Annotated in this window: 17 protein-coding genes; 15 read left to right on the top strand and 2 right to left on the bottom strand. The window is 56.9% G+C overall.

What is annotated here, in order from left to right:
• Positions 1 to 55 precede the first annotated feature (55 nt).
• Positions 56 to 715, top strand: coding sequence for a hypothetical protein (locus DSD30_RS16200; protein WP_114010750.1), 660 nt, complete (start codon positions 56 to 58; stop codon positions 713 to 715).
• Between the two features lie 39 nt (positions 716 to 754).
• A complete protein-coding gene (locus tag DSD30_RS16195; protein WP_114010749.1) occupies positions 755 to 1,411 on the top strand; it encodes a hypothetical protein in 657 nt (218 codons plus the stop codon).
• On the opposite strand, the gene DSD30_RS16190 is transcribed toward DSD30_RS16195, so the two are convergent.
• Complete coding sequence (locus tag DSD30_RS16190) at positions 1,352 to 2,383, bottom strand: LacI family DNA-binding transcriptional regulator (RefSeq protein ID WP_114010748.1); 1,032 nt, start codon at positions 2,381 to 2,383, stop codon at positions 1,352 to 1,354. The two genes, DSD30_RS16195 and DSD30_RS16190, sit on opposite strands and share 60 nt — an antisense overlap.
• A 211-nt stretch (positions 2,384 to 2,594) precedes the next feature.
• Between DSD30_RS16190 and DSD30_RS16185 the strand changes: the two genes are divergently transcribed.
• The 5 genes from DSD30_RS16185 (at position 2,595) to DSD30_RS16165 (ending at position 8,655) form a co-directional block, all read left to right on the top strand.
• Positions 2,595 to 4,118, top strand: a complete 1,524-nt coding sequence (locus tag DSD30_RS16185; protein WP_114010747.1) for a sugar ABC transporter ATP-binding protein — start codon at positions 2,595 to 2,597, stop codon at positions 4,116 to 4,118.
• Positions 4,115 to 5,134 carry an ABC transporter permease gene (locus DSD30_RS16180; protein ID WP_114010746.1) on the top strand — a complete coding sequence of 340 codons (1,020 nt, stop codon included), beginning with the start codon at positions 4,115 to 4,117 and terminating at the stop codon, positions 5,132 to 5,134. The genes DSD30_RS16185 and DSD30_RS16180 overlap by 4 nt, the downstream gene beginning before the upstream one ends.
• 189 nt (positions 5,135 to 5,323) lie before the next feature.
• On the top strand, positions 5,324 to 6,280 hold the full coding sequence (locus tag DSD30_RS16175) for a substrate-binding domain-containing protein (protein ID WP_114010745.1): 957 nt from the start codon (positions 5,324 to 5,326) through the stop codon (positions 6,278 to 6,280).
• A 151-nt stretch (positions 6,281 to 6,431) separates the two neighbouring features.
• Positions 6,432 to 7,490: a sugar phosphate isomerase/epimerase family protein gene (locus tag DSD30_RS16170; RefSeq protein ID WP_114010866.1), complete on the top strand. Its 1,059-nt coding sequence runs from the start codon at positions 6,432 to 6,434 to the stop codon at positions 7,488 to 7,490.
• 1 nt (position 7,491) lies between these two features.
• Positions 7,492 to 8,655 carry a Gfo/Idh/MocA family protein gene (locus DSD30_RS16165; RefSeq protein ID WP_114010744.1) on the top strand — a complete coding sequence of 388 codons (1,164 nt, stop codon included), beginning with the start codon at positions 7,492 to 7,494 and terminating at the stop codon, positions 8,653 to 8,655.
• Positions 8,656 to 8,791: 136 nt separating this feature from the next.
• Here DSD30_RS16165 and DSD30_RS16160 read toward each other — a convergent pair whose 3' ends face one another.
• Entirely contained in the window at positions 8,792 to 9,673 is an 882-nt protein-coding gene (locus tag DSD30_RS16160; protein WP_198662990.1) for a MurR/RpiR family transcriptional regulator, read from the bottom strand.
• Positions 9,674 to 9,775: 102 nt separating this feature from the next.
• Here DSD30_RS16160 and DSD30_RS16155 point away from each other — a divergent pair, with 102 nt between their 5' ends.
• The 8 genes from DSD30_RS16155 to DSD30_RS16120 all read left to right on the top strand — a co-directional run bounded on the left by DSD30_RS16155 (position 9,776) and on the right by DSD30_RS16120 (position 18,353).
• Complete coding sequence (locus DSD30_RS16155; protein WP_114010743.1) at positions 9,776 to 10,552, top strand: N-formylglutamate amidohydrolase; 777 nt, start codon at positions 9,776 to 9,778, stop codon at positions 10,550 to 10,552.
• A gap of 5 nt (positions 10,553 to 10,557) precedes the next feature.
• Positions 10,558 to 11,139 (top strand): TRAP transporter small permease subunit, encoded by a 582-nt coding sequence (locus DSD30_RS16150; RefSeq protein WP_114010864.1) that lies wholly within the window; start codon positions 10,558 to 10,560, stop codon positions 11,137 to 11,139.
• A complete protein-coding gene (locus tag DSD30_RS16145) occupies positions 11,136 to 12,455 on the top strand; it encodes a TRAP transporter large permease (protein ID WP_114010742.1) in 1,320 nt (439 codons plus the stop codon). Before DSD30_RS16150 ends, DSD30_RS16145 begins: the two co-directional genes overlap by 4 nt.
• A gap of 107 nt (positions 12,456 to 12,562) precedes the next feature.
• Positions 12,563 to 13,600 carry a TRAP transporter substrate-binding protein gene (locus DSD30_RS16140; RefSeq protein ID WP_114010741.1) on the top strand — a complete coding sequence of 346 codons (1,038 nt, stop codon included), beginning with the start codon at positions 12,563 to 12,565 and terminating at the stop codon, positions 13,598 to 13,600.
• 54 nt (positions 13,601 to 13,654) lie between these two features.
• Complete coding sequence (locus DSD30_RS16135; RefSeq protein ID WP_114010740.1) at positions 13,655 to 15,004, top strand: glutamine synthetase family protein; 1,350 nt, start codon at positions 13,655 to 13,657, stop codon at positions 15,002 to 15,004.
• Positions 15,005 to 15,031: 27 nt separating this feature from the next.
• The gene (locus DSD30_RS16130) at positions 15,032 to 16,411 is read left to right on the top strand and encodes an aldehyde dehydrogenase family protein (RefSeq protein WP_114010739.1); all 1,380 of its coding nucleotides are present in this window, start codon (positions 15,032 to 15,034) and stop codon (positions 16,409 to 16,411) included.
• Complete coding sequence (locus tag DSD30_RS16125; RefSeq protein ID WP_114010738.1) at positions 16,408 to 17,553, top strand: iron-containing alcohol dehydrogenase; 1,146 nt, start codon at positions 16,408 to 16,410, stop codon at positions 17,551 to 17,553. Before DSD30_RS16130 ends, DSD30_RS16125 begins: the two co-directional genes overlap by 4 nt.
• Before the next feature lie 392 nt (positions 17,554 to 17,945).
• Positions 17,946 to 18,353: a universal stress protein gene (locus tag DSD30_RS16120; RefSeq protein WP_114010737.1), complete on the top strand. Its 408-nt coding sequence runs from the start codon at positions 17,946 to 17,948 to the stop codon at positions 18,351 to 18,353.
• The last annotated feature ends 18 nt before the right edge of the window (positions 18,354 to 18,371 follow it).

The following is an 18,371-nucleotide window of genomic DNA, read 5'->3' as shown; positions in this document are numbered from 1 at the left end:
GCTGCTCCGCTATCATGAAGACCTCCTCCCTGACACTGAACAAGGAAGGGACCCCATGACAAAGGCAGAGACCAAGACAGCAACAAAAGACAAGAAAGCTGTCACCCAAGACCCCTTCAACGCCCCCGAAAAGACGAGTGAAGACACCTTTGGCAACACACCGATCGAGTGGACCATTGATGTTCCGCTGGCCACCAATCGCGTCGTCCTGCGCCAACTTGGGCTGGTGATCCTTATTCCGGCTGCGGCCCTTGCCCTTCTCATGCTGGTCCTTGGGGTCATCGACAATGATCCGGGCGAGATCAGGGTCGCCATCATCCTGTTTTTTGGTGCGATCGGGGTTCTGACGGTCCTCGTTGCCATTGCTGTTCTGCTGGTCCTTGGCAACCGGATGAAAATGCAGTTCCAACTGGGACGCGATGACATTCAATCGCGCGTCATCGACAGCCGCGCCAAGGTCAGTCGCAGTCTGGCCATTTCCCTCGGGCTGATCACCTTCAATCCCGGACTGGCCGGAGCCGGCCTGCTCGCCAGCGCCAACAGCGGCAGACAAACCCGTTGGGAGGATATTGACGAGCTGGAAATCATCCGCACCCAACACACCATTGTCTTGCGCTCGGGCCTTTTGGTGCTTGATGCCATTTTCTGCACGCCAGAGAATTTCCAAACCGTCTGCAGCCAGATCGAAACCAACGTGATGCGCACGGGTCAATGAGCGGCACTCCACAGGCCTCAAAGGGGAAAGGAGACCGCAATGCCAGATCCTGTCGGTAAAGCCCCCTTCTACTGGGACTATGATTTCCCCGTGCTGTCAGCCTGTGTCATAAAGCAAGTGGCCATTCCGATGATCGGCATTCCCCTTCTCTTTGCCACACTCTTTACCGGATACTCCGCCTATCAGGGCTATTATGAACCGGTACTCGGGGTTTATGTCGGAGCCTTCGGCTTCTCCATCTTTCTCGGTCTTTGCTACTTGATCGTTGTCGCCCTGACCGGCAACCACCTTCAGGTCGGCTATGTGATCACCGAGCAAGGGCTGTTTTCCGCAACGATCGGCGCTGGCAGACGCGGTGCATCCATACTGGGCACCTTGCTGCTGGCCATTGCTGACGACATGACCATGCAGGGCATTGGCCTGCTGGCCCAGCGCAGCGACGCCAAATTCACCCCGTGGGACAAGGTGGCAGACATCCGCCCCGCCGGACCGAACAAAGACCTCAAATTGCTCAATGGAAAAGGCCGGACAATCGACCGTCTACGCGCAGGAACCGAAGAATATGACCGCGTGCTGCACCTCGTCACCCGAATGATCGCCCAACGCAAGTCCGAAGCCCAAGCACCAGGGCAAGACCTACTTGATGGTATGGGGCGTCGAGCAGGAACTGCGAACGATCAAATCCCCATGCAATAGGGTCCGTCCAAGATGCCGCCGATGGCTGGTGAGCTGATCGAGCAGTTCCGTCATGGCAATCTCGCCAATATGGGTGCGTGGCTGACGAATGGTTGTCAGTGCAGGCGTAATGTGGCTGGCAAAGGGAATATCATCAAAGCCAACCACCGAAAAATCATGAGGCACCTGCATGCCGCGCGAATTGAGTGCGCTGATCACGCCGATGGCTGTGCTGTCACTGAAGCAGAAAAAGGCCGTCGGCAGGGTGTCACGAATGAACAACAATTCCACGGCAGCCCGTCCGCCTTCGGTCGAACCATCCCCACGCACCTTCCAGATGTCGGGCCGGTCAAAGGATTCAAGCATTGCCTGACAATAACCCGCATAGCGCATATCATCGACCAGACTGCCCTGCGGCCCTGCTACATAGGCGATCCGCCGATGGCCCAACGAGATCAGATAGTCCGTTGCCACCTTGGCGGCAGCCGTGTCATCGACACCGACATAAGGGATTTCGGCATGATCGACGGGATTGCAGGCAGCCACCATCGGCGGGAAGCTGGAGGCGGACCGCTCGGGCCAACCAGCCACCGGCAAATGTCCGGTTAGCAGAACCAGCCCATCCACCATTCCGGTCGAGAGGAAATGAAGATATTTTTCCTCATGCTCCACATTGCCCTCTGTATTGCCGATCAGCACACCATAGCCGCGCTGGTTGGCGACTTTCTCCAGCCCCACCAGAATGCCTGAAAAGTTCGGATCGGAAATGGACGGTGCAAGCGCCATCACCATCTTGGACCTTTGCATGCGCAGATTCTGCGCCATGGCATTGACCGTGTAGCCGGTCCGGGCAATCGCCGCAGTTACCTTCTTGCGCGTGCTTTCCGCGACCTTTTCCGGCGTCCGCATCGCTCGACTGACAGTGGCGATCGAAACCCCGGCAAGCTTGGCCACATCTTCAATGGTGGCAGCCTTTTTCCCTGTTGGCTCCAATCCAGTCCCCTGTCTTTCAAATTGTCGGCATATCAAAGCTGGTGGAGTTTAGAGAAGTTACACCGCCCGGTCCACCAAACACCGACCTTCGCACCCCACTCTACGCTCCATTTTGAACAATGAAAAGGTTTACATCGATTATGAAAAGGTTTACATTGACCAAAATCAGCCCAAAAGGCTGAACAAACGCTTGTGCTAGGGAGGAAAGCAAGTGTTGGAAAAGTGTCCTGACGACGCTCCGATTCTGGCTGCGCAAAGGGTAAGCAAATCCTTTGGCTCGGTGCCTGTCCTGTTCTCTATCAATTTCGACATTCGAGCAGGCGAAGTGCATGCTGTAATCGGCGAAAATGGTGCAGGCAAATCCACCCTCATGAAAATCCTCTCGGGCTTTCATCCCGCGACCTCTGGCACCATCCTGCTTGACGGGGAACCGATCACCCTGCCCCCCAACGGGCAAGCGGAAGAGCTGGGTATTGTCCTGATCCATCAGGAGCTCAATCTCGCCGAACAGATGACGGTTGAAGAGAACATCTTCCTGGGACGCGAGCAGATTGCCAAGGGCTTTCTCAAGCGGGCCGAGATGCATGATCAGGTTCTCAAGATGCTGACTGAAGTTGGCCTCGACATCTCGCCTGACGATCGCATTTCCAATCTGTCGATTGCCCAGAAGCAAATGGTCGAAATCGTCAAGGCGATGAGCCGCAACGCTCGCATCCTGATCATGGATGAGCCGACTGCCGTGTTGACCGAGGCGGAGACGGCTTTGTTCTTCAAACAGGTAAAACGGTTGAAGGCGCAAGGCACGGCGGTCATGTTTGTCTCGCACAAATTGAAGGAAGTCGCCGCCATCGCCGACCGCATCACCATCCTGCGTGATGGCCAGTGGATCACCACCAAACCGACAGAGGATTTCACCCTCGACACGATGGCGCAAATGATGGTTGGGCGTGAATTGTCCGATCTTTTCCCGCCCATGTCCGAAGCGGATTTCGACGCCGAGCGTGTGCTTGAGGTCAAGGGACTGAGCACTGATTTGGTAAAAAGAGCCTCTTTTTCCTTGCGTAAAGGCGAAATTCTGGGCTTCTCCGGGCTGATCGGCTCTGGCCGAACGGAACTGTTCGAGGCCATCTGCGGCCTGCGTCCCATGACGTCTGGCCATGTATCCCTGTTTGGCAAGGACGCCCATATCCGGTCTGCCGCCGACGCACGGAATGCTGGCATCGTTTATCTCACCAAAGACCGCAAGGGCAAGGGGCTGCTGGTTGACAAGCAGATGCAGCCAAACCTAACCCTGTTTGCCTTACCCAAATTCATCAAGGGCCTGCTGCTCGACCGCAATGGGGAAGAACAGGCCCTGCGCCGTGGCATCCGCCGCTTCGACATCCGCGCCCGCGACCCCAACTGCAAAATCTCGGAAATGTCCGGCGGCAACCAGCAGAAATTGCTGCTCGCCAAGGTGATGGAATGCGACCCACGCATTGTCATTGTCGACGAGCCGACCCGTGGCATCGACGTGGGCACCAAACAGCAAATCTATCATTTCATCGCGGCACTGGCAGCCGAAGGCATGTCGGTCGTCGTCATCTCATCGGAAATGCCCGAAATCATCGGGATCTGTCATCGGGTGATTGTGATGCGCGAAGGGCGCATCACGGGAGAGCTCACCGGCGACGCTATCAACGAACATGAAATAGTCCGCTTTGCGGCCGGCTTGAAGGAGGAGGCCAGCGCATGACAGACAATCCTGCGGGCAAAAAGGCGAAAAGCCTGCCTTTTGCGACAGACTTCAAAACCCTTGGACCTGCGATCGCGCTGCTTTTGCTGTGTGTCATCGGGTTTTCGCTCAACAGTGCCTTTCTGTCTGAGGGCAACATCACCAACCTGCTGACGCGCTCGGCCTTCATCGGCATCATCGCCGTTGGCGCAACCTTCGTGATCACATCGGGAGGCATCGATCTGTCGGTCGGCTCAATGGCTGCGGTGATTGCGGGCGTCATGATCATCACCATGAACATGCTCGTCCCCATCACGGGTACAGGCATCACGACAGTGCTGATTGGATGTGCCATTTCGGTTGTGCTGGGGCTTGGGGCCGGTTTGGTCAACGGACTGCTGACCACCAAGGGCAAAATAGAAGCCTTCATCGTAACCCTTGGCACCATGGGCATTTTCCGCTCACTGGTCACCTATTTCGCCGATGGCGGCACCCTGTCGCTGGACTATGGCATCCGCGGCACCTATCGCCCGGTCTATTATGACAGCTTCATGGGCCTGCCCATCCCGGTCTGGGTGTTCATCAGTGTCGCCATCATTGGCTGGGTGTTGCTCAACCGGACCGCCTTTGGCCGCTATTGCACGGCCATCGGCTCCAATGAGGCTGTGGCCAAATATTCCGCCATCAAGGTCGACCGCATCAAGACCTGGACCTATGTCATTCAGGGCATTTGCGTGGCGCTTGCCACGATCATCTATGTGCCACGTCTTGGCTCGGCCTCCTCGTCGACCGGTGTGTTGTGGGAGCTGGAAGCGATTGCTGCGGTGATCATTGGCGGTACGGTTCTCAAAGGCGGCTATGGCCGGATTGGCGGCACCATTCTGGGTGCCCTGATCCTGACCACCATCGGCAACATTCTCAATTTCACCGACATGATTTCCAACTATCTGAACGGCACCATGCAAGGCCTGATCATCATCACCGCCGTTTGGCTCCAACGCGGCAATTTTGGCCGCAAAAAGGAGAAAAAGGCCTGACCGGACCACGATGATCGATCCCCGGCATCGACCCCAAATCGATCACGAAAAGACCGCCACCCCGCCCCTCGCGGGATGGCATTGGGAACGCAACGCCTGCTCTCGAACGAGCCTGCAGGCCAAAGCGCCCCCTGCTCAAGACCTGAACCACTTTATACTGGCGCATTTCTGCAATTCTGGGAGGAAACCATGAAAGCACCAAAAAGCCTATTCGCCGCCGCGCTGACCGGAGCCATGATGCTCGCTGGCACGGCTCTCGCCGCCGACAAGATCAAGATCGGCGTATCTTATCCAACCCCGACCCATGCTTGGGCGGCTGGCATGAACTGGCATGCTGAAAAGGCCGAAGAGCGGCTCGAAGCCCTCTATCCCGACGTTGATCTCATCTTGGTCAACTCGCCGGATCCAAGCCAGCAGGCCTCAGCGATTGAGGATCTGGTCTCGGTCCATCAGATCGACGCTCTGGTCGTCCTGCCCTTTGAATCCGAGCCTCTGACCGACCCGGTGCTCAATGCCAAGAAGTCCGGCGCCATGATCACCGTGGTGGATCGCGGCCTGAGCCAACCGGGCATCGAAGACATTTATGTTGCCGGCAACAACCCTGAAATGGGTCGTGTTTCTGCCGAATATATGAAGTCACGTCTGAAATCCGGCGACAATATCGTTATCCTGCGCGGCATTCCAACCATTATCGACAATGAACGCTTCGACGCTTTCATGGAAGGCATCAAGGATACCGGCATCAATGTGCTCGATCACAAGCATGCCAACTGGAACCGCGATGATGGCTTTGAAGTGATGCAGGACTTCCTGTCCCGCTTCCCGGACATCGACGCTGTATGGGCACAGGATGATGACATTGCCATCGGTGTGGTCGCCGCGCTCAAGCAGGCTGGTCGTGATGGCAATGGCATGTTCGTTGTCGGCGGTGCTGGCATGAAAGAAACCATCAAGGGCGTCATGGATGGCAACGAACTGGTGCCGGTTGATGTGCTCTATCCACCCGCAATGATCGCCACCGCGATGGACGTGACGGTTGCAGCTTTCAAGTCCAATGGTCCGGTTGCTGGTCGCTACATTCTGGGCGCTACCTTGATCACCAAGGACAATGCGAAAGACTTCTACTTCCCGGATTCCCCATTCTAAGAAATAGACATCAAACAAACCAGAGCCGGGGCAAATCATGCTCCGGCTCCGATCCGGCCCGCCACCTTGCCATGGCAAGGATACAGGTGTACGGCATGTAAGGCAGGCGCGCCACCATATGAAGGCGCCAAAGATCTTGGGAGAAAAAGCCATGAAAACCATCAAGGGTCCAGCGCTGTTTCTGGCACAGTTTGCCGGGGACGAAGCACCATTCAACAGCTGGGCTGACATCACCCGCTGGGCGGCGGATTGCGGCTATAAGGGCGTTCAGGTCCCCTCTTGGGATGGTCGCCTGATCGATCTGGAACAGGCTTCCAGCTCGAAAGATTATTGCGATGAGTTCAAGGGCATTGCTGCAGAAGCCGGTGTCGAAGTCACGGAATTGTCGACCCACCTGCAAGGCCAGCTGGTTGCCGTCCATCCCGCCTATGACGAAGCCTTCGATGGCTTTGCCGCCCCAGAAGTGCGGGGCAATCCCAAGGCCCGCCAGCTCTGGGCTGTCGATCAGGTCAAGAAGGCCCTGATGGCCTCTCGCCTGATGGGGATCAAAAATCACGCCACCTTCTCCGGTGCCCTTTGCTGGCCCTATATGTATCCATGGCCGCAGCGCCCGGCTGGCTTGGTGGAAACCGCCTTTGACGAACTGGCAGCCCGCTGGCAACCCCTGCTGGATTTCGCCGATGAGTGCGATGTCAATCTCTGCTATGAAATTCATCCGGGCGAAGACCTGCATGACGGCGTGACCTTCGAGATGTTCCTTGAGCGGGTCAACAACCATTCCCGCGCCAACATGCTCTATGACCCGTCCCACTATATCCTGCAATGCCTCGACTATCTGGACAATATCGACATCTATAAGGACCGGATCAAGATGTTCCATGTCAAGGATGCCGAGTTCAATCCAACCGGCCGTCAGGGCGTTTATGGCGGCTATCAGGGTTGGGTCGATCGGGCTGGCCGCTTCCGCTCCCTTGGGGATGGTCAGGTTGATTTCGGCGCGGTCTTCTCAAAGCTGTCTGCCATGGATTTCGATGGCTGGGCCGTGGTGGAATGGGAATGCTGCCTCAAACATCCCGAAGATGGGGCCCGTGAAGGCGCGCAATTCGTCACGGATCATATCATCCGCGTCACCGAGAAAGCCTTTGACGACTTTGCCGACGGTGGCACCGACGAAGCCATGAACCGCAAAATGCTCGGACTGGAGAATTAAGATGGCCATCACCGGACGCAATGAGAGCCTTGGAGGCCGTATCCGCCTTGGCATGGTGGGCGGCGGCAACGACGCCTTTATCGGCGGTGTGCACCGCATCGCCTCACGCATTGACGACAAATACCAGCTGGTTGCAGGCGCCCTCTCCTCGACCCCGGAAAAGTCGCATGCTTCAGCTGCGGCTTTGGGGCTGGACCCCGAGCGCAGCTATGACAATTTCACCCTCATGGCAGAAATCGAGGCCAATCGTGAGGATGGCATTGAGGCGGTATCGATCGTCACGCCCAACCATATGCACTATGCCGCGGCCATCGAATTCTTGCGCCGAGGCATCCATGTCATTTGCGACAAGCCCCTGACTTCGACGCTGGAAGAGGCCGAGAAGCTCGTCAAGGAAGCCGAACAGTCCGACGCCCTGTTCATCCTGACCCACAATTATACCGGCTACCCGATGATCCGGCAGGCAAACGCGATGATCGCCAATGGCGATATTGGCACCATCCGTGTGGTTCAGGTGGAATATCCGCAGGATTGGTTGACCGAATTTGCCGACTTCAAACAGGCCGCTTGGCGGACCGATCCCGCCCGTTCCGGTGCGGGTGGATCGACCGGCGACATTGGCACCCACGCCTTCAATCTCGCCAGCTTTGTGACCGGATTGGAGCTGGAAAGCCTTGCCGCAGACCTGCAGTCCTTCGTGCCGGGTCGTCAGGTCGATGACAATGGCCATATCATGATGCGTTTCAAGGGCGGGGCTCGTGGCATGCTCTGGTGCAGTCAGGTCGCTCCGGGCTGCGAAAACAGCCTCAAACTGCGCGTCTTTGGCGACAAGGGCGGACTGGAATGGTGTCAGGAAGACCCCAACTATCTCTGGTACACACCGTTTGGCGAACCCAAACGCCTGATCACCCGCAATGGCGCAGGCGCAGGCGATGCCGCCGCCCGCATGAGCCGCACCCCATCAGGTCACCCGGAAGGCTATCTGGAAGGCTTTGCCAACATCTACAGCGAAGCCGCAGCGGCCATTCTGGCCAAACGGGACGGCTCAGCGCCGGATCCGGCGGTAACCTATCCGACCGTTCAGGATGGACTGAAAGGCGTCCAGTTCATCGACGCCTGCGTTCGTTCGTCTGCAGCCAATGCCGCTTGGGTCACCATCGGCTAACATACCAGCCTCTCCACTCCCAAGAGCACTCCCAAGGAATGGAGGCTCTTCACCCCGTCAGTGCCCATCTGGCGGGGTGCTTTTTTGCCCGGTTCCAGGTGTTTGCAGAGTTGACAGCACAGGTGGATTTGGCAAATCAGGCCTTGCGGAAAATTTCAGTGACGCCGATCATATTTTCCATTTCCCGGATACGCTTGCTGCTCTTGTCCGGGCTGAGGATCTGGATCTGGGCAATCATCGCTTCCACCAAAAGATTGATGGCGATCGTACTGTCCCAGCTGGACGGCGCTTCCACCATGGCCCGGAAACAATGATCGGCAATGCCCTCGATCGGCGAACCCCACTGATCGGTGAACAGCACGATTTTCGCCCCTTGAGAAGAAGCCAATGAGGCCAGACGCTCCAGCTCCTGCTCATAGCGACGAATGTCAAACAGGATCAGAACAGACCTGTCATCCATATCCAGCAAGGTTTGAGGCCAGACGCTTGGAGACGCCCCCAGCATCGAGACATTGGGGCGAATGATCTGCAGGTGATTGAAGAAATGAAAGGCACTTGCTTGGGAAATCTTGCCGCCACGCAGATAGATCTTGTTGTCGGTGTCTGCCAGCAGCGCAGCAACACGGTCGAACAATTCATAATCAAGCTGGTTCATCGTCCGGTTGACATTCTCCACCACATGCATGGTGAAGCGATTGACAATGTGACGCTCATGCTCCGCACCCAGCTTGGTTTCGAACTTGGCAAGCGGCTGCTTGATCCGCTCGGCCAGCTCGGTCCGGATGGCATTTTGCATATCCGGGAACCCGTCAAATCCCAGCTTACGCGCAAAGCGAATGACGGTCGGCGTGGACACATCCGCAGCTTCGGCCAGCTTGGTGATCGACTTCAATTCAATCGCCAGCGAGTCGTCCTTGATGTAGGGCACCAGCCGCCGCTCCGCCGGGGTCAGGTCTGCCTTGTGCGCCTCAATCAGATCACGAACAAGCATGATGTCCTTCTTGGTCTTTTGTTTCATTTCTACATCTTACTCAAATATGTAGAAAAAAATACAGAAAAAAATTGACACTGGTGCCCGGCATGTAGTTTTCTTTACAGAAGTTAACAGGGAGTAAGTAGAATGCCCGAAGCCATTTGGTCGCCAGTTCATCTGCATCGGACAACAGGATCCGCGCCCTTTGTGTTGCTTTGCGAGCATGCCTCCCTGCATATTCCCACTGAATTCAACGGATTAGGAATAGACACCGAAACCGCCACCTCCCATGCTGCATGGGACATCGGTGCGCTGGATGTTGCCACAGCCCTGTCCGACCTGCTTGATGCCCCTTTGGTGGCTGGTGGCGTCTCCCGTCTGGTCTATGATTGCAACCGCCCGCTCGAAGCCCCCGATGCCATGCCCGCCAAGAGTGAAATTTTCGCCGTTCCGGGCAATGAAGATCTGACCGATGGCGAACGCCAAAACCGTTTCGGCCTCATTCACAACCCGTTCCACAACACCGCAGCGGAACTGGTGCGCACCCAGCGCGAGCGCGTTGGCGATGCCCTGACCATTCTGACCATTCACAGCTTCACGCCAATCTATCATGGCGGCCGCCGGGAAGTGGAAATCGGCTTCCTGTTCGACAAGTCCTCCGCCTTCAGCGAAGCGATGCAATCCATCGAAACCGCCGAGGGGCAATTCATGACCGCCCTCAACCAACCTTATGACGCCACCGACGGTGTCACCTACAGTCTGAGAAAACATGGCGAAGACCATGGGCTGGATTCGACAATGATCGAAATCCGCAACGACTTGATCAATACAAAAGAAAAAGCAATCACAATGGCAAATCACCTCTCCCGTTCCATCCTCCGCTCCCAAGAGGCTCTTGAACGATTAAGGCAGGTGTCCCCATGACACCCATGACACCGCTTCTTCGCTTCGTCGACATCATTGACGGTTTCAACCTCCGCGTTGGCCGTTTCGTGATGTATGGCGTGTTTGTCCTGATGGCGATCCTGCTCTGGTCCTCGATCTCGAAGACCTTCTTCCAACCATCGCTCTGGACGCTGGAAATGGCCCAGTTCGCCATGGTCGCCTATTATATGCTGGGCGGACCCTATTCTCTATTGATGGGCTCCAATGTCCGCATGGATCTCTTCTATGGGGACTGGACCATCCGTCGCAAGGCCGCTGTGGATTGCTTCACGGTGATGTTCCTGATCTTCTATCTCGGTGTCCTGCTCTATGGCGCGCTTGGCTCGACAGCCTATTCGCTGGGCTATTGGGGCATGGAGCCGATCGACTATTTTCTGGGCCTGATCGATGGCAGCGAGAAAATCGGCCGCCTTGAACGCTCCTCCACCGCTTGGCGTCCTTATGCCTGGCCCATCAAGGCCATCATGATCATCGGCATCCTGATGATGCTCCTGCAATCCATTTCCGAGCTCTGCAAAGACATTCTGCGTCTCAACGGGCACACCATTCCGGAGGCCAAAGAATGAGCCAGGAGCATATCGCCCTTTTCATGTTTGCATCGATGATGCTGATGCTCTTTTCCGGTCAGCGCGTTTTTGGCGCGATTGGGGCCATCGCGGCCATTTCCGCCATTGCCCTTTGGGGCACCGGTGGGCAGGACATCCCCTTCTCGGCCGCCATGAAGCTGATGAAATGGTATCCGCTATTGACCCTGCCGATGTTTATTTTCATGGGCTACGTGCTGTCTGAAAGCCGTCTGGCGGACGACCTTTACCGCATGTTCCATGTCTGGTTCGGCAATGTGAATGGCGGCCTCGCCATGGGCACCATCGGCCTGATGGTGCTGATCTCAGCGATGAATGGCCTGTCCGTTGCTGGCATGGCGATTGGGGCCACCATCGCCCTGCCTGAGCTGTTGCGCCGTGGCTATGACAAGATCATGGTCACAGGGGTCATTCAGGCTGGCTCCTCACTTGGCATTCTGGTGCCCCCATCGGTGGTTCTGGTCCTCTATGCGATGATTGCCCGTCAGCCGGTCGGTCAATTGTGGTTGGCTGGCATTCTACCCGGCCTGATGATGGCGGCGATGTTCATCCTGTATATCTGGATCCGCTGCCGTCTCCAGCCCGAGCTTGGCCCGGCCTTGAAAGACGCCACCGACGTGCCGCGCGAGGAAAAACTGCGCCTGCTGGGTGCGGGTGTCCTGCCACTGGCCATTTTCGCCGCCATGATGGTGCCGTTCGTCAATGGCTGGACCTCCTTGGTCGAAAGTTCTGCCATTGGGGCTCTCACCGCACTCGCGGCCTCAATCCTCAAACGCCGCATGACATGGAAAATCTTCCAGACCTGCACCCGTCAGACTCTGGGCATTTCCTGCATGTTCATGTGGATCATCCTGGCCGCCCTTGGCTTCGGTGCGATCTTTGATGGGCTGGGGGCCGTGAAGGCCATCGACAATCTCTTCACCGAACAAATGGGCTTGTCCCCCTGGATGATCCTGATCCTGATGCAGCTGAGCTTCATCTTGATGGGCACCTTCCTTGATGACACCGCCATGTTGGTGATTGTCGCCCCGCTCTATGTGCCACTGGTCGGAGCTCTGGGCTTCGATCTCATCTGGTATGGGGTGCTTTATACCATCACCACCCAGATCGCCTATATGACGCCGCCCTTCGGCTATAACCTGTTCCTGATGCGCGCCATGGCGCCACCGGAAATTAGCCTACGCGACATTTACAAATCCATCCTGCCTTTCGTGGTCGTCATGGTCATTGCCCTGACCATCATCATGGTCTTCCCACAGATCGCTCTGTGGCTGCCCGAAACCGTCTATGGCAAGTAAGGATGCGTTTGAAAGCCAATAACAAGAAAAGACCCTGAAGCAATCTACCGAATAAACCCCAAGAGTTTCTGAAAAAGAAACCGCAATCACCTTAACGGAGACGAACGATGACTACCTCGAGACGTAATTTTTTGAAGACAGCTGCAATCGGTGCGGCCACCGCGCCTCTGGCAGCTCCAGCGATCGCAAGCAGCACCATCAAATGGCGCATGCAGACCTATGCCGGTCCGGCATTGGCAGCACACGTGATTGATCCAGCCATCAAGATGTTCAACCAGATCGCTGGCGACCGCATGCAGATCGAGCTTTTCTATGCCGATCAGCTGGTCCCAACCGGCGAGCTGTTCCGTGCCCTGCAGCGCGGCACCATTGATGCGGTTCAGTCTGACGATGATTCCATGGCATCGCCAACCGACGTGACCGTGTTCGGCGGCTACTTCCCCTTTGCCTCGCGCTATAGCCTCGACGTGCCTGTGCTGTTCAACCAGTATGGCCTGAATGAGATCTGGGACGCGGAATATTCCAAAGTCGGCGTCAAGCACATCTCCGCCGGTTCCTGGGATCCTTGCCACTTCGCCACAAAAGATCCAATCAACTCGCTCGCCGACCTCAAAGGCAAGCGCGTCTTCACCTTCCCGACCGCTGGCCGTTTCCTCAGCCAGTTTGGCGTGGTGCCAGTCACCCTGCCATGGGAAGACATCGAAGTGGCAGTCCAGACCGGCGAGCTTGACGGCATCGCATGGTCCGGCATCACCGAAGATTACACCGTTGGCTGGGCAGACGTGACCAACTACTTCCTGACCAACAACATTTCCGGCGCATGGGCTGGCTCCTTCTTCGCCAATATGGGCCGCTGGAACGAGTTGCCGGAAGATCTCCAGACCTTGTTCCGCGTCTGCTGTGACCAGTCTCACTATTACCGTCAGTGGTGGTACTGGGGTGGTGAAGCATCCCTGCGCGTTGATGGCACCAAGATGAAACTGACCTCCATTCCCGATGCCGAATGGGCGCAGGTTGAAGAAGCCGCTGTCAAATTCTGGGATGAGATCGCAGCCGAGTCCGAAACCAAGGCCAAGGTTGTTGAAATCATCAAGAAATACAACGCCGACATGCAAAAAGCCGGCCGTCCTTATCGTTACTCCTGATGAGTGTCACCGAAGGCGGCTCGCCGCCTTCGGCTCCCTTATGGAAAGCACGCCATGACTTTTGAAGAACTGAAACAAGCCATTGCTGGCAAAAGCATCGATACCGTTCTGGTTTGCATGGTCGACATGCAGGGCCGCCTTATGGGCAAGCGCTTCCATGCCGAGGCCTTTCTCGACATTGCCGAGGATGAAACCCATTGCTGCAACTATCTGCTCGCCACCGATCTGGCCATGGCGACCCCGGACGGCTATCGCTCGACGAGCTGGCAAAGCGGTTATGGCGACTATGTGATGAAACCCGACCTCAGCACAATCCGCCCGATGCCGTGGCTGGAGGGCACCGCCATGGTGCTGTGTGACGTGATCGACCATCACAGCCACCAACCAGTGGCCCACGCCCCGCGTGAAATGCTCAAAAAGCAGATCGCCCGCGCCAAAGCCCTTGGCTTTGATGCCGTGATGGCGACCGAGCTTGAATTTTTCCTCTTCAACGGCACCCATGATGAGATTGCCCGCAACGGCTTCAAGCTGGAAACGATCTCGAACTATAACGAGGATTACCACATCTTCCAGACCTCGAAGGAAGAGTTTGTGATGCGCCCGATCCGCAATCATCTGCGCGAGATGGGCATCCCGATCGAAGGCTCGAAAGGCGAAGCCGAAGCCGGTCAGGAAGAGCTGAATGTCAAATATGCCGAGGCTCTGGCGACCGCCGATCATCACACCATCGCCAAGCATGGCATCAAGGAAATCGCCCATCAGCATGGAGTGGCCGCCAGTTTCCTGCCCAAATGGCATCAGGACCGCGTCGGCAGCGCCTCCCATGTTCACCAGTCGATCTGGAAGGATGGGGACAATGCCTTCTATGACCCCTCAAAGCCTCTCGCCAAGTCCGAATTGATGGATCATTATATGGCCGGGCTGATCAAATATGCCTCCGACTATACCTATTTTCTGGCGCCTTACATCAACAGCTACAAACGCTTTGCCAAAGGCACCTTTGCGCCTACCCAAATTGTCTGGTCTGTCGACAACCGCACCGCTGCCTTCCGTCTTTGTGGCGATGGCACCAAGGGGGTGCGGGTTGAATGTCGCACACCGGGTGCCGATATGAACCCCTATCTCGGCCTTGCCGCCATGCTGGCTGCCGGTCTCAAGGGGATCGAGGAAAAGCTTGAATTGCCCGCCGCCTTTGCTGGCGACGCCTATAGCGATGATGAAGCCCATCACATCCCGCGCAGCCTGCGGGACGCCCGCGACAGTCTGATGCAATCAGCCATGCTGCGCGAAGCGATGGGCGACGAGGTAATCGACCATTATGCCCGCGCGGCAGAATGGGAAATTGAAGACTTCAACCGGGTTGTAACCGACTATGAAATCGCGCGCGGTTTTGAAAAAGCCTAACCGCCGCACCAGTCAAGGACGTAAAGAATGAAGATGCTGACCTGTATCTCGCCAATCGACGGATCGGTCTTTGCCGAAAGACCGGCCCTGTCGCTCGAGGCAGCAAAAGAGGCCGTCAACAAGGCCCGCACAGCCCAAACCGCATGGGCCGCGCGCCCATTGAGCGAACGCATCGCGCTTGTCATGGCGGGCGTTGCCAAAGTGGGCGAGATGAATGACACCATCGTGCCAGAACTGGCCAAAATGATGGGTCGTCCAGTGCGCTATGGCGGCGAATTTGGAGGCTTCAACGAGCGCGCCTCGCACATGGCCAAGATTGCCGAAGAGTCGCTGGCCGATATCGAAGTGGGCGAAGATGCCACCTTCAAACGCTTCATCAAGCGCATCCCCCAAGGCGTGGTCTTTGTGGTCGCCCCTTGGAACTATCCTTTCATGACCGCCATCAACACGGTTGCTCCGGCACTGATCGCAGGCAACACAGTGATGCTGAAACATGCCACCCAGACCCTGCTGGTCGGTGAGCGCATGGCCGAAGCCTTCCATGCAGCTGGCGTGCCGGAAGATGTGTTCCAGAATCTCTTCCTTGATCATGGCACCACCTCGGCCCTGATCGCCGACAACAGCTTCGATTTCATCAATTTCACCGGCTCCGTTGGCGGTGGCGTGGCGATGGAACAGGCGGCCGCGGGCACCTTTACCGGTGTTGGCACCGAGCTTGGCGGCAAGGATCCGGGCTATGTGATGGAAGATGCGGATCTGGACGCCGCCGTCGACACCCTGATCGATGGCGCCATGTTCAATTCCGGCCAATGTTGCTGTGGCATCGAGCGGATCTATGTCCATGAGAGCCTCTATGATGCTTTCCTTGAGAAAGCCATTGCCATTGTCAAAGGCTACAAGCTGGGCAACCCGCTCGACGCGGAAACCACCATGGGCCCGATGGCCAATGTGCGCTTTGCCGACGAAGTCCGTGCCCAGATCGCCGAGGCCCTTAAGGCCGGAGCCGTCGCCCATATCGACACCTTTGCTGAAGATGACGGCGGCGCATATTTGACCCCGCAAATCCTGACCAATGTCACCCATGACATGCGAGTGATGCGCGAGGAAAGCTTCGGCCCGGTCGTCGGCATCATGAAGGTCAAGGATGATGCAGAAGCCATCGCCCTGATGAATGACAGCGACTTCGGCCTCACCGCCAGCCTCTGGACCCAAGATGTCGACCGCGCCATTGCGGTTGGTGACCAGATCGAAACCGGCACCGTGTTCATGAATCGCGCCGACTATCTCGATCCGGGCCTCTGCTGGACCGGCTGCAAACAAACTGGTCGCGGCGGTGGTTTGTCGGTCATCGGCTTCCACAATCTGACCCGTCCAAAATCTTATCATCTCAAGAAGGTGACCAAATGAATCTCGTAGGAAACTGGAATTACCCAACCGCCATCAAATTCGGTGCGGGTCGCATCGCGGAGTTGGGCGCAGCCTGTGCGCAGGCTGGCATCACCAAGCCGCTGCTGGTCACCGACCGGGGCCTTGCCGCTTTGCCTGTCACCCAGTCCACCCTCGATGTGATGGAAGCCGCAGGCCTTGGCCGCGCCATCTTCAGCGAGGTGGACCCGAACCCGAACGAGAACAATCTCGATGCCGGTGTCGCTGCCTATAAGGCCGGTGGCCATGATGGCGTCATCGCTTTTGGCGGTGGCTCTGGCCTTGATCTGGCAAAAATGGTCGCTTTCATGGCTGGCCAAACCCGCCCGATCTGGGATTTTGAAGATATTGGTGACTGGTGGACCCGCGCCGATGCAGACGCCATCGCGCCCATCGTTGCCGTACCAACCACTGCAGGCACGGGCTCAGAAGTCGGCCGCGCCAGCGTCATCACCAATTCCCAGACCCACGAGAAGAAAATCATCTTCCATCCAAAGGTCCTGCCAAGCATCGTCATCTGTGACCCGGAGCTAACGGTCGGCATGCCGCCAGCCATCACCGCAGGTACAGGCCTTGATGCCTTTGCCCATTGCGTGGAAGCCTTCTCCTCACCCTTCTATCATCCAATGAGCCAGGGCATTGCGCTTGAAGGCATGCGCCTAGTGGTCGAAAACCTGCCCCGCGCCTATAAGGACGGCTCTGACATCGAGGCCCGCGCCCACATGATGTCCGCCGCCGCCATGGGTGCCACCGCCTTCCAGAAGGGACTTGGCGCTATTCATGCGCTCAGCCACCCGCTCGGTGCCATGTATCACACCCATCACGGCACCACCAACGCGGTCTGCATGCCCGCAGTGCTGCAATTTAACCGCCCGGCCATTGAAGCCCGCTTCAACATTGTCACCGAATATCTCGGCCTCAGCGGTGGCTTTGATGGCTTCTGCGCCTTTGTCGATGAATTCAACGACAGCTTCAACATTCCAAAGCGTATGGCCGGCCTTGGGGTCACCGACCCGGATATCGATAAACTGATTGAAGGCGCGCTGAAGGATCCGTCCTGCGGCGGCAACCCGATTGAACTGAATGCGGGCAATGTCCGTGCCCTGTTCGAGGCCGTGCTCTGATCCATCCCGGAGAAGAGACTCTGACAAGCCCGCTCGCAGTGAAAAAATTCTGCGAGCGGATCGCGCGGTCAAGCACAACCGGCCGACAACTCAAAGCCTCTCATCCGCCAAAGATCCCACCATCCCACAGAGCATCAACACACTCCAACGAATTGATATAGCGAAATAATGTGTTGGAAGACGAGGCTCATGATATGATAAGGGCCGAACTCAGCTAGCAACAAAACAAAGCTGATCTTTTCGGCCAATTGCCTGACAAAAGGCAGCATGCCGACCCACCGAAATTCACAGCATCAGCGTATGAGGACGCCAATGCTGCAGCGGCCCGAATGAAACAAGTTGGAACAGCGATCCCGGCCGGGGCGTGATTGTTCCACAGAGTGGAGGAATAGATGTACAAGAATATTCTGGTTCCCGTCGCCTTTGACGCCGACCATGATCCATCCGCCGCTTTGGCAGCAGCCAAAGTGCTGGCTGATCAGGGCGGCAAGGTCACCCTGATCCATGTGCTTGACGCAGTACCAGCCTATGTGGCAGCCCAGGTCCCCAAGGAAGTGCGCATCGAGGCCCGCGACAAGATCAAGCATGATCTGAAGGAAAAGGCCACCATTTTCCCCGATGCCGAAATCGTCGTCATTGACGGACATGCAGGCACAGCCATCGTCGAATATGCCGACGATCATGACATTGATCTGATCGTGGTCGCCTCTCACCGTCCGGGTTTGCAGGACTATTTCCTCGGCTCCACTGCCGCCCGTGTCGTCCGCCACGCCAACTGCGCGGTCCATGTGACTCGCTAAACGACCCCATCAAGAAAA

It is taken from the genome of Cohaesibacter intestini, assembly GCF_003324485.1.
GTDB classification, from domain to species: domain Bacteria; phylum Pseudomonadota; class Alphaproteobacteria; order Rhizobiales; family Cohaesibacteraceae; genus Cohaesibacter; species Cohaesibacter intestini.
Note: the sequence above shows the minus strand (reverse complement) of the source record. Positions and strands in the feature narration are given on the sequence as shown.